Genomic DNA, 11344 nt, shown 5'->3' with positions numbered 1-11344 from the left:
GGCGCCCTGCGCGCGCCGGATCGTTGCCGCGGCGCCACGGCGGGAACCGGCGGCATGTCGATGCGGGCGGGTTGAGCAGGCCCGGATCCGGACCTGTCCTGCATCTCTTGTTCCGGTGGCGCGGGCGGCGCCTTGGCAGGCAGCAGATCCACGAAGAACGGCAATTCCGGCGCGCGCGCAGCGCGCATGCCCACGGGCTCGATCCGCTCGCGCCACCATAGCCCCGCCACCACCGCATGCAGCGCACACGATGCCAGCAGCGCCCACCACGCCACCCGCCTCGCGCGCGGCCGCGCATCCATGATTCCAGCCGCGCCCAGATGCATCGCCAGCACTCGTACAGTACGCCCCGGACAGCGGGCAACGCGGCGATGATAGCCCCGCGCGCAGTGAAGATTTGTGAAGATGTTGAGCGCTGATGTAGCGCACAATCATGTACTCGAGTCAGGCGAGGGGAAACCCCAAATCCCACCACCAGCACCCCGGGATACAGTGGCGGATAGGCTTCGCCGTGGAGATTATCATTCCGTTTTCCTGGAGACTTCCCGACGTGTTTGTGCGCTCGCCGGACGGTGTCTTGCACCGTGTGGTGCGTCACGCCACGACCACGGAAACCATCGCCCAACTTGAAAGCATGCCCAGCAATTACCACCTGGATTGCGAATGCATGCTCGATAACGGCGAGACCCTGCACTGGATCGGCGACAACCTATATCGCCAATTGAATGGCGGCATCATCTTCACCGCCGAAGCCGCAGCCACCACGCCCCGCAGCGATGCCCGCAAGAACGCTGCCGCCAAGAGCAGCCTGCGCGACGCGCGCAGAAAAGCCGCGCCGCGCAAACTCCCCGCCCAGGGGCAGAGTCATTTACCATTAGCTGTCGTCAATCTAAAAACCGGCAACGACTGGAGCCTGATACGCGCCTGGCGCGAGCATCTCAATATCAGTACCACTGATATGGCTGCACGCCTGGGTGTGGACCACTCCATCTATATCGAACTGGAAAGGCCGCGCCCGCGGCCCAGGCAGGTTATCCTGGACCGCGTATCCGAAGCTCTGGGCGTCTCTCCCGACCAGCTCGACGATTCATTGTTTGGAGGGCACTTTCATTAGCGCCCGGCGCAGGAACATCAAGCTTCCCGCCCTGGCGCACTGAAATGCCCGAACGACTTTGGCGCCGTATATCCAATGGCCCGCGCATGGAGGTATCGCATATGCTCGGCACCGCAAGACGATTGACCGACGTCCTCGCCACCGCGCCGGACGGCACGCTCTACCGCATTGAACGATTTGTCTCAGACCCTGACGCGTACTCCGCCTTGGGTACCTCGCGTTTCGATCCGAAGACGCATTGCATATGCCGCACCAGCACGGGCGAAAAGGTCGCGTGGCTGGGCGGACAGACCTACCGGCTCGTAAAGAGCGGCACTTCGCTGACGGCGGTGGACCGACGACGCCACTAGGCTGTGAGACCGCCGCCGCGCATGCCGTGGCGGCGATCCCTCTCCCCCAATCTTCCAAGGCTGCAGCCCGGCGCGCAATACCGTGCACGTGGCGCCGCAAGCGCTCGCACTTGAGCCAGATCAAGGAATTCCCTGCACACCCGGCAGTACGCTGGATGCACACATGGAAAGATCGGCGCCGCAGCCGCGGCGTCCCCAGGCAGCAGGCACCCGGCATGGCCAAGAAGTTTCCCTTGCACCCGAAGCACCCCGAACGCATATGCTGGGGCTGCGACCGCTATTGTCCTACCGACTCGATGGCTTGCGGCAACGGCTCCGGCCGCACCATGCATCCCGCCGAGACGCTGGGAGACGATTGGTACACGGTCGGCGACTGGGGATTCGACGCGGACGATAAAGCCCAGGTCCAGGCGCCAGTCCCACCCCCGGCGCACTGACGCAATATCCGCGCGGCAAAACAAAAAAGGCCTTCGATCCAAGATCAAAGGCCTTTCTATTTTCTTTCTGTGTAAGCCAAGCAAGAAGCTTGGTGCGCCCGGCAGGATTCGAACCTACGACCCCCTGGTTCGTAGCCAGGTACTCTATCCAGCTGAGCTACGGGCGCTCCGAAAGAGGCGTGTTTATACCATGAAAAATAAAGGGCGCGCAAATTGGCCGGGCCAAACGCGCATGCTCCGGACAGGCGTCGTCCCGACTCGCCGGCCTTTCCACGCAGCTCCTTCCACAAAACGGACATAAAGAAAATAGTTCAGAAACCCCAGTTCATGCATCCGCATTGCGAAACTTCCACGTTCGAAAAATAATTGGTTTCCTGTGCATATAGGTCAAAACATGCGCCCACGAGCGGAAAGCAGCTTTTGCACGGGACCTCTCGCCGACGCCTGCAGTCGGGGCTCTATTGCCCCCAACCCTGTCAGAAGGAACTTGCATGAAGATCAAGAAATCCTCGGGCGCGCTTCTGCTCGGCATCGCTGCCGCGGTCCTGGCGGCCGGCTGTTCCACCACTCCGAAAACGACGGAGTCCGGCTTCCTGCCGGATTACTCGCTTCTGCGCCAAGCGCCCGCGCCCGACGGCGGAACCCGCCTGGTCTACCTGAATCCCGACTTCAACCCATCGCGCTATACCGCGGTCTGGCTCGATCCCGTCGTGTATTACCCGGACCCTCAGCCTTCCGCGGACGTTTCCATGGAAACCCTCACCGAGATCCGCGATGCGGTCAACGAAACGCTGCGGCGCAAGGTCGGCCAGCAGGTGAGGCTGGTTGATCGCGCCGAACCTGGCGTGGCCCATATACGCATCGCCATCACCGCGGTAGGAACCTCGGAACAAGCGCTGCGCGCCTACCAGTACATCCCCATCGCCCTGGTCATGACCGAGGCCCGGGCCGCCATGGAAGGAGGCATGGCGCGCAATGCGACAGTCGCCATCGAATCGCGGGTCACGGACAGCGTGACGGACGAATTGCTGTATGCCTCCGTGCGTGGCGGCACAGGCGAGAAGGTCGCCAACGCCACCCAGGGCGCGGGCGGCGTCCGCTTGTCCAAGCTGCAACCGCTGATCGATGAATGGACCACGGGCGCGGCGCGGGAAATCGGGAAGTACGTCCGGCAACGATAAGGCCAGGCATCGGCCTCGGCGCAGCCTTGCCTGCGCCGCGGCTATTCGTGATTTTCAAACCATGATTTCGTTGGAGCGATCCCATGAAGCTGACACGCCGCACATTGAATGCAGGTGGCCTTGCCCTACTCGCAACCAGCGTCCTGGGCACGCCAGCCCGAGCCGCCGATGGATTGGTCGCGGATTTTCCCGAAGGCGACGAGCAGTTCGGACTGGCAACGGATGTCTACGTCTACGCCTACCCCCTGGTGACGATGGAGATGACCAGAAGAGTCATCACCAATGTCGCGGAGCCCAAGGGGACGCGCGCGCCGATGGGACATCTCATCAAGCTGCGCCAGTATCCCGACGCCAAGTTCCGGGACGTGACCGCGCCAAACGCCGACACGCTCTACACCACTTCCTTCTTCGATGTCGGCGACGAGCCCTGGGTCGTCAGCCTGCCCGACATGAACGGACGCTACGCCCTGTTTCCAATGCTGGACGGTTGGACGACGGTGTTCGACGTTCCCGGAAAGCGCACGACAGGCACCGGGCCGCAAACCTTCGTGATCAGCGGCCCCGGATGGGAGGGCGCGATTCCGCAAGGCATGACCCAGTACAAATCGCCCACCAGCATTGTCTGGCTACTGGGCCGCATCTACTGTACCGGCACGCCGGAAGACTATGCTCAAGTCCACAAGCTGCAGGACGAAGTGAAGCTCTGTCCCCTGAGCGCCTGGGGCAAGGACTGGAATCCGCCTGCGGGCAAGGTCGACTCCGCGATAGACATGAAGACCTCGGTACGCGACCAGGTCAACAACATGGACGCGATCGAATACTTCACCCTGTTTGCACAACTGCTCAAGCGCAATCCGCCCAGCGCCGCCGATGCCCCCATCGTTGCGAAGATGGCGGCGATAGGCATCGTGCCCGGCCAGGATTTCGACAAGAGCCAGCTTGACCCCGCCATTGCGAAGCGCGTCCCACAGGTCGGGTTCGGCCGCATCATGACGCACTTCAAGTCCAGCGGCGGCGACATCCAGGACATCGATGGCTGGGGGTTCACGACCAAGACGGGCATCTACGGCACCAACTACATCCAGCGGGCCCTGGTCACCGCGATAGGCCTGGGCGCCAACCGCCCGCAGGACGCCGTCTACCCCACCTCTCTGAAGTCGGATACCGGCGCCATCAAGCGCGTCTACAGCGGCTCCGAAAAATATGTGCTGACCTTCAAGAAGGGTCTCACTCCGCCCGTCTCCGGCTTCTGGTCACTGACGATGTATGACGCGGGCTATTTCTTCGTCGACAACCCGCTGAACCGCTACTCGATCAGCGCGCGCCAGGCCCTCAAGACGAAGCCAGACGGCTCGATCGATCTGCTCATCCAGCATGAATCGCCCGGACCCGATATGGAGTCGAACTGGCTGCCCGCCCCCAAGGGAAAATTCATCTTGATGATGCGCCTCTACTGGCCCAACGAAAGCAACCCGTCGATCATCGACGGCTCCTGGACCTTGCCTCCCGTAAGAAGGGTCAGTTGATACCGGCGCTGCACTCCGTCGGCTCCAGACCGGCTTTGCGTCCACGGCGGGCGTGATGGATTCGACTCATCACGCCCGCAGCTTGGGGAGGGTTTGCGATGAAAAAGATAATCATGGGCTGCCTGGCTTGCGGGCTGCTGCAAGCCGGGGCTGCGCTGGGCGCCGAAGCAGACCCGGCTCCCGCGGCCGGCTCTCTGCCGTCAAGCGAATGGCAGTTTTCGGTCACGCCCTACTTCTGGGCCGCCGGCCTGTCCGGCAAGACGTCGGCATCGCGTTCGCCCGTCATCGATGTCCACGCGGACTTCGATAAACTGTTTGACAACCTCGACTTCGGCGCCATGCTGATAGGCGATGCGCGCAAAGGGCGCTACAGCATATTCGGTGACCTGATCTACACCAAGATCGGCACGCAAGGAGATACGCCGCACGGCTTGCTGGCCAGCAGCGCGGACGTAAAGACTTCCACGTTCGCGGGACTGCTCGGGGTCGGCTATTCCGTGCTGGAAAACTCGCCGCATCAATTGGACGTGGTGGCCGGCTTGCGCGTCTGGTCGGTCGACACCGACATCACGCTCAAGGGCGCGCACCTGAATGGCAGAACGCGCAGCGATGGCGCTACCTGGGTCGACGGCCTGGTGGGCGTGCGCGGAAACTACGTCCTGAGTTCGAAGTACTACATCACCGGCTGGGGCCTGATCGGCGCAGGCGGCGCAGAAGCGGATTGGGATGTGGGCCTGGGCATCGGCTACAACATCAGCAAGAACGTCTCGGCAGCGATTGGCTATCGTGCGCTGGGCGTGGATTACAGCAGCGGCGGCTTCAAGTTCGACGCGGTGCTGCAAGGGCCGATGGCGGGCGTGACGATCCGCTTCTAGACGGCGGCGCAAAACAAAAAGGCCTTCGATACGAGATCAAAGGCCTTTCCATTTTCTTTGCTGTATTGACCAAGTGAACTTGGTGCGCCCGGCAGGATTCGAACCTACGACCCCCTGGTTCGTAGCCAGGTACTCTATCCAGCTGAGCTACGGGCGCTCCGGCAAAGAGGCAAAATTATATCAGAAAAATCTTGCCGTTTTTACTGCTCTTGCTATTTTTACTGCTCTTGCTATTTAGTCGCTTTATTCAATTCCGTACTGGCCGATTAAAACCAATGCTAAATCAAACTTGGTGCGCCCGGCAGGATTCGAACCTACGACCCCCTGGTTCGTAGCCAGGTACTCTATCCAGCTGAGCTACGGGCGCATTTGCGTTTAAAAGCAAGCCTTGAATAATAGCGTTATTTCGCGAACCGCGCAAGTCAGACGCTAATAATGCGGCTCATGACGGCGGCAGATTGCTATGTGATGAAGAACGCTCAAGCCGTCCTATCGGCCGCATCCAGTCTCGCCAGCACCCCCCTCGCCTGCTCCACCACATCGCCATCATTGGGCCGGAACTCAAGCCGCAGCGCCTGCGGCAATTGCGTGAAGTGCGCGTGGCAACTGCGCGCATAGGCCGGGTCGTAGTGCCGGTCTATCAATTCCTGCGCCAGCGCGGCGCGCGCGCCGCTGTCGACCAGGGCCAGCCAGCCATTCACGCGCTCGCGGCTGTGCAGGCCGACCATGCGTAACAGCTGCGCCTTGAGCGATTCGGGATCGTCGAACAGATGCGTGTAGTCCTGCAGCAAGAAGGCCGCCCGGTCCTCGCGGCTGGAACGGACCTCGACGCAAGGGCTCGCATGCACCGCCGCCAATAGCGCAGCAGGCAAGGCGACCGCGCCAATCTTGCGGCTTTCCGCCTCGACGAACACCGGTCTGGATGCATCGAACGCGCGCAGGCTTTGCGCCAGCCGCGTATCGAAGCCTTTCTGCGAGGGCTGCGCAACGCCGGCCCAGGCGCCCAGCAGCGAGCCGCGATGCGAGGCCAGGCACTCCAGGTCCAGCGTCTGCGCGCCGGCCTGCTCCAACGCGTTCAACAAGCGCGTCTTGCCGCTGCCAGTGGGCCCGGCCAGCACGATGTAGCGCAAGCCCAAGGGCAGGCGCTCCAGCGCGTCCAGCGTGGCCTGGCGATAGGTCTTGTAGCCGCCGTCGAGCTGGCGCGCGCGCCACCCTATCATGTTGAACATCGTCGTCATGGAACCGGAGCGCGTGCCGCCGCGCCAGCAATAGATCAACGGGCGCCAGCCCTGGCGCCGGTCCGCGAAGGTGGTGTCCAGATGCGCGGCAATATTGCGCGCCACCAGCGCAGCGCCGACGCGCGAGGCCTCGAAGGGCGAGACTTGCTTGTACAGCGTGCCCACCACCACGCGTTCTTCATTGCTCAGCACCGGCGCATTGATCGCGCCGGGAATGTGGTCGTCGGTGAATTCGAGCGGCGTGCGCACGTCGATGACTTCATCGAAATCGTCCAGCCGGTCGAGCGTGGCGAGCAGGTGTTTCAAGGGATCCGCGCCTGAAAGGGAATCTGCGATTTTCTCATGCGAGGCAGGTTCGTTTGCCAGCCCGCCGCGGACCCATGAAAAAACCCGCAATCACTTGCGTGATTGCGGGTTTTTTATCTCCGGTGCTGACCGAAGCCAGACCGGAGAGAATCTGGCGGAGATGGTGACACCATAAAACCGACCCTAATCCATTGATAACAAATGGTTTTTTTCAGTACGAAAAAACAAATACCCGCCAAAATACCTTCAACGAAATTCGGGAGAATAGGAAGGCTGAGCACCCCTATTCGTCCTCCCGCTCAGGCATAAGAAAATTCGCGATGATGTACTCCATGTCGCGGGCGGGTAAAAAGTTGGCGAGCCACTCTATATCTTCCGGTAGCACGATCCAATTGCAGCCCGCCAACTTTGGAGCGTCTTTGATGAGCAGCCAATCTCGTACAACGCTGAAAACATTGCTGCCGCTACGCTCTCGTTCACTGCCAGGGAACTGCTCTGCGTAGCCTGGCGGAATGATCCCATTGAGATCGCTGAGTGTTTCGATTCCAAAAGCATCCAACTCTTCCAGCAGGTCCGGCATCCGTTCAGGGTGGGAAATCTCCTCCAGGTGCGCCCCATGCTCGGCAGCCCATCGCTCCACAAACTGAACGACGCTCACAGCGTCTATCTTGGAGCTCAAATCGCCCTTCTCGGCCTTCTCCCGCAAACTCTCCGCATACTGGTCGATTTCTTGCGAGAGTCGATCTAAGCCTCGATCAGCAAGCTCCAACAAGCCTGCGTGCAAGTACAGTTGTCGCTGCATATCCTCTGGCAGTCCCTCCTGAAACTTGTAGTTTTTGTCATGTTCCAGTTCCGCCCACGCGTGCTGCAACACCGTTCGAACTTGGATTTCGAACTTCAACGCAGCCAACCCGCTGTACTCTTTCAGCGCCTCCCGGTCGGGCCCAATGTCACAGATCAAGTGCACAGACCTATAGCCGGCCTCTCTCACAGATAGCAGCTTGTCCTTGTCAATAGAGTTTTCCTCATCCACGCGAAAGGCACTTCTGATTAGGCTGACGGCCCTGGCAACGTCCGATTCAACATACACAATGACCCGAATGCCGCTGAGATCCGTAAGTTCCTCCTCCGGATTGGAGTAATTCTTAACCTTGCATTTCTGCTCCACGCTTTTGCGGCTTTTGGTGCGCCCAGCCACCGCCAAAAACGGAATATTTGCATCTACCAAGATGGTCTTTACCAATGGCGCTATCGTTTCCGTCAGCCGGGCGTGTCTGTCCAACAGCTCGTCAATTCGATCACTCATCTTTTTTAGGCGGGTTGCGTTTTTGAAAGAACTCACAATATTGCTTACTTGCAATGTACATCGGTGATCCCCCTCACGTACCCGCAAAGGTACCTACGCATGCAATGCAAAGTCCAGGGACGATGCGAAACACGTGGACCAATGAAAAAACCCGCAGAGCGTTAGCTGCTGCGGGTTTTGAGACATCGCGGTTCAACGCGGTATCGGTATTTGGCGGAGATGGTGGGATTCGAACCCACGATGCAGTTTTTAGCCACATACTCCCTTAGCAGGGGAGCCCCTTCAGCCTCTCGGGCACATCTCCGAAGAGAACGAGATTCTAGCACGACTTTTTTCACTCTTGCCCGTTACGGGGCACTCATCGTAAAAAAAATCGTGCCGGAGTCTTTTATCAGGCCTTTTCGCCAGGCGCCTGATCCAGGCCGAAGGCCTTGTGCAGGGCGCGCACGCCCAGTTCCATGTACTTGTCGTCGATGATCACCGAGGTCTTGATCTCGCTGGTGCTGATCATCTGGATGTTGATGCCTTCTTGCGAAAGCGTCTGGAACATCAGGCTGGCCACGCCCACGTGCGAGCGCATGCCGATGCCCACGATCGAGACCTTGGCGACCTTCTCGTCGGTGGACAATTCACGCGCACCCACTGCGGGAATGACTTCGCGCTTGAGCAGATCGACGGCGCGGGCGAATTCGTTGCGGTTGACCGTGAACGAGAAGTCGGTCGTGCCAGCCACGGACTGGTTCTGCACGATCATGTCGACATCGATGTTGGCGGCGGCGACCGGGCCCAGGATGGAGAAGGCGATGCCGGGCTTGTCCGGAACAGCCAGCAAGGTGATTTTGGCTTCGTCGCGGCTGAAGGCGATGCCGGAGACAACGGCGGCTTCCATTTTTTCGTCTTCCTCAAAAGTAATCAGCGTGCCCGAGACCATTTCTTCTGCGAGCGGGATAAGCGGGTCGGTCAGCGAGGACAGGACCCGGACCGGCACACGGTATTTGCCGGCGAATTCAACCGAGCGGATCTGCAGGACCTTGGAGCCCAGCGACGCCATTTCCAGCATTTCCTCGAAGGAAACGACGGCCATGCGGCGCGCTTCGGGCACCACCCGCGGATCGGTCGTGTAGACGCCATCCACGTCGGTGTAGATCAGGCACTCGTCGGCCTTGATGGCGGCGGCCACGGCCACGGCCGAGGTATCGGAACCGCCACGGCCCAGCGTGGTGATGTGGCCTTCGGGGTCGATCCCCTGGAAGCCAGTGACGATGACCACGCGGCCGGCGTCGAGATCGGCGCGGATGCGCGCGTCGTCGATCGACGAGATGCGCGCCTTGGTGAAGGACGAATCGGTGCGCACGGGCACTTGCCAACCGGCATAGCTGCGCGCCGGCACGCCTTCGGCCTGCAGCGCGATGGCCAGCAGGCCGCTGCTGGCCTGTTCGCCGGTGGCGGCAATCATGTCGAGTTCGCGACTGTCGGGCTGGGGCGTGATCTCGCGCGCCAGGCCGAGCAGGCGATTGGTCTCGCCTGCCATCGCCGACGGAACAACAACAACCTGGTGGCCGGCGGCATGCCACTTCGCGACGCGGCGCGCCACGTTTTTGATGCGCTCGACCGAGCCCATCGAAGTACCGCCATATTTGTGAACGATCAGGGACATCTCGTACTCTGGCTGGGAACCCGCCGCAAAAGGTTGACGGGCAAAACCGTATATTCTAGCGCGACGGTAAAAATTTGCGCAGCCTGCGCAAAATTCTGTCCACGTCGCGTTTTTTTGGGGACAGGGGCTGGCGGCCTCCGCTTATTCCCTGGGTTCGACCCAGACCCTGCCCCGATGGCAGCGGATGACGTGGCCGGCCTGCTCCACCCGCAACTGGCGGTCATGGCCCAGGCTGTGCAGCCCGCGTAGCTGGCGCAGCAGGTCGCGCATCCTGGCGTCGGTCGGCATGCGGGCGCCGTTGCGTTCCAGCCAATGCCGCAACACGTGCGCCTGGCGGGCCTCGGACAATCCGCGCCAGGCCTGCAACGAAAAACTGGCGCCGTCCGCGGAAGGATCGAGCGCGGCGAAGTCATCCCGCGCCACCTCGTCCAGAATCTCGGCCGCCTCCCCCATGTGCCGCGCGTGCCGCGCGACAATGCCACGCCACCCCGGCCAGCGGGCGTCGAGCACCGGCGCCAGCAATTCACGCAAGGCAGCGCGGGTGTAGTGGGGATCGGTATTGGTGGGATCCTGCACCGGACTCCAGCCGCTGGCTGCCGCCACCGCGTCTGCGGCATGCAGAATCGCGTCGCGGCCCACTTCCAGCCAGGGGCGCAGGTAGACCAGTCCATCCCGCCTGGACACCGGCGCCATGGCCGCCATGCCCGCCAACCCGGTGCCGCGCAACAGGCGCAGCAGGACGGTTTCCGCCTGGTCGTTGCGATGATGGGCCAACAGCAGATGCGCGACACCCTGCTCGCGCGCCAGTTGCGCCAGCGCGGCATAGCGGGCATCGCGCGCCGCCGCCTCGATCCCCTTGCCTGAACCCTGGGCCACCTCGACGCGCGCCACGGACAACGGTAGCGCGAGCAGGTCCGCCAGCGTGCGCACATGCTGCGTCCATGCATCGGCGGCGTCCTGCAGGCCGTGATGCACATGGAACAGCACCAGGTCCATGCCCAGTTCGCGCGCCACGGCGGCCGCGTGCACCGCCAGCATGGCCGAGTCGGCGCCGCCGCTGAGCGCCACGGCGATGCGCGGCGGACGCTCAGGCAGAGCCAGCAAGGCCCGGCGCAGAGCCGCGGCCAGTTCAGACGAAACGGGAAGGGAATGAACGACGCCCGCCTCGGCCCGTTGCGTGGTGGCGGGCGCCTGGCGGGCGGTCATGGCGGAATGGCGCGTGGCGCGAGGCCGTGGCGCCGGCACGCAGGCCGGCAACCAGCCTGCTTCAGGCGCGCACTTCCTGGTAGGCGCCGTAGGACAGCAGGCGCTGGACGCGCTGTTCCACGAGCTGTTCGGGCGTCATGCCCTGGAG

The 11344-nt window shown here is 61.9% G+C and carries 10 protein-coding genes, 4 tRNA genes and 1 pseudogene; 6 read left to right on the top strand and 9 right to left on the bottom strand.

Going from position 1 to position 11344, the window contains the following annotated elements; genetic code table 11:
- A pseudogene (locus tag VIR09_RS11255) lies at positions 1 to 326 on the bottom strand (hypothetical protein); the annotation flags it as partial.
- 185 nt (positions 327 to 511) lie between these two features.
- Between VIR09_RS11255 and VIR09_RS11250 the strand changes: the two are divergent.
- The 3 genes from VIR09_RS11250 (at position 512) to VIR09_RS11240 (ending at position 1901) form a co-directional block, all read left to right on the top strand.
- Positions 512 to 1114: a helix-turn-helix transcriptional regulator gene (locus tag VIR09_RS11250; RefSeq protein WP_332012944.1), complete on the top strand. Its 603-nt coding sequence runs from the start codon at positions 512 to 514 to the stop codon at positions 1112 to 1114.
- Between the two features lie 101 nt (positions 1115 to 1215).
- Entirely contained in the window at positions 1216 to 1464 is a 249-nt protein-coding gene (locus VIR09_RS11245) for a hypothetical protein (RefSeq protein ID WP_332012943.1), read from the top strand.
- Between the two features lie 215 nt (positions 1465 to 1679).
- Positions 1680 to 1901 carry a DUF3079 domain-containing protein gene (locus tag VIR09_RS11240; protein ID WP_332012942.1) on the top strand — a complete coding sequence of 74 codons (222 nt, stop codon included), beginning with the start codon at positions 1680 to 1682 and terminating at the stop codon, positions 1899 to 1901.
- Between the two features lie 90 nt (positions 1902 to 1991).
- Here VIR09_RS11240 and VIR09_RS11235 read toward each other — a convergent pair.
- Positions 1992 to 2068 (bottom strand) — tRNA-Arg (locus VIR09_RS11235).
- Between the two features lie 324 nt (positions 2069 to 2392).
- On the opposite strand from VIR09_RS11235, the gene VIR09_RS11230 reads away from it, so the two are divergent.
- The 3 genes from VIR09_RS11230 (at position 2393) to VIR09_RS11220 (ending at position 5483) form a co-directional block, all read left to right on the top strand.
- On the top strand, positions 2393 to 3082 hold the full coding sequence (locus VIR09_RS11230; protein WP_332012941.1) for a DUF3313 domain-containing protein: 690 nt from the start codon (positions 2393 to 2395) through the stop codon (positions 3080 to 3082).
- Positions 3083 to 3165: 83 nt separating this feature from the next.
- On the top strand, positions 3166 to 4608 hold the full coding sequence (locus VIR09_RS11225; RefSeq protein ID WP_332012940.1) for a DUF1254 domain-containing protein: 1443 nt from the start codon (positions 3166 to 3168) through the stop codon (positions 4606 to 4608).
- Between the two features lie 98 nt (positions 4609 to 4706).
- Positions 4707 to 5483 carry a hypothetical protein gene (locus VIR09_RS11220; protein WP_332012939.1) on the top strand — a complete coding sequence of 259 codons (777 nt, stop codon included), beginning with the start codon at positions 4707 to 4709 and terminating at the stop codon, positions 5481 to 5483.
- An 80-nt stretch (positions 5484 to 5563) separates the two neighbouring features.
- On the opposite strand, the gene VIR09_RS11215 is transcribed toward VIR09_RS11220, so the two are convergent.
- The 7 genes from VIR09_RS11215 to tilS all read right to left on the bottom strand — a co-directional run bounded on the left by VIR09_RS11215 (position 5564) and on the right by tilS (position 11106).
- Positions 5564 to 5640, bottom strand: a tRNA-Arg gene (locus VIR09_RS11215).
- Positions 5641 to 5773: 133 nt separating this feature from the next.
- Positions 5774 to 5850 (bottom strand) — tRNA-Arg (locus VIR09_RS11210).
- Positions 5851 to 5962: 112 nt separating this feature from the next.
- The gene (mnmH, locus tag VIR09_RS11205) at positions 5963 to 7027 is read right to left on the bottom strand and encodes a tRNA 2-selenouridine(34) synthase MnmH (RefSeq protein WP_332012938.1); all 1065 of its coding nucleotides are present in this window, start codon (positions 7025 to 7027) and stop codon (positions 5963 to 5965) included.
- A gap of 283 nt (positions 7028 to 7310) precedes the next feature.
- Complete coding sequence (locus VIR09_RS11200; protein WP_332012937.1) at positions 7311 to 8333, bottom strand: hypothetical protein; 1023 nt, start codon at positions 8331 to 8333, stop codon at positions 7311 to 7313.
- Positions 8334 to 8544: 211 nt separating this feature from the next.
- Positions 8545 to 8637, bottom strand: a tRNA-Ser gene (locus VIR09_RS11195).
- 87 nt (positions 8638 to 8724) lie between these two features.
- Positions 8725 to 9990, bottom strand: coding sequence for an aspartate kinase (locus VIR09_RS11190; RefSeq protein ID WP_332012936.1), 1266 nt, complete (start codon positions 9988 to 9990; stop codon positions 8725 to 8727).
- A 141-nt stretch (positions 9991 to 10131) separates the two neighbouring features.
- The gene (tilS, locus tag VIR09_RS11185; protein ID WP_414639419.1) at positions 10132 to 11106 is read right to left on the bottom strand and encodes a tRNA lysidine(34) synthetase TilS; all 975 of its coding nucleotides are present in this window, start codon (positions 11104 to 11106) and stop codon (positions 10132 to 10134) included.
- Positions 11107 to 11344: the final 238 nt, after the last annotated feature.

It is taken from the genome of Achromobacter sp. (assembly GCF_036567245.1).
Taxonomy (GTDB): Bacteria; Pseudomonadota; Gammaproteobacteria; order Burkholderiales; family Burkholderiaceae_B; genus Achromobacter.
Note: the sequence above shows the minus strand (reverse complement) of the source record. Positions and strands in the feature narration are given on the sequence as shown.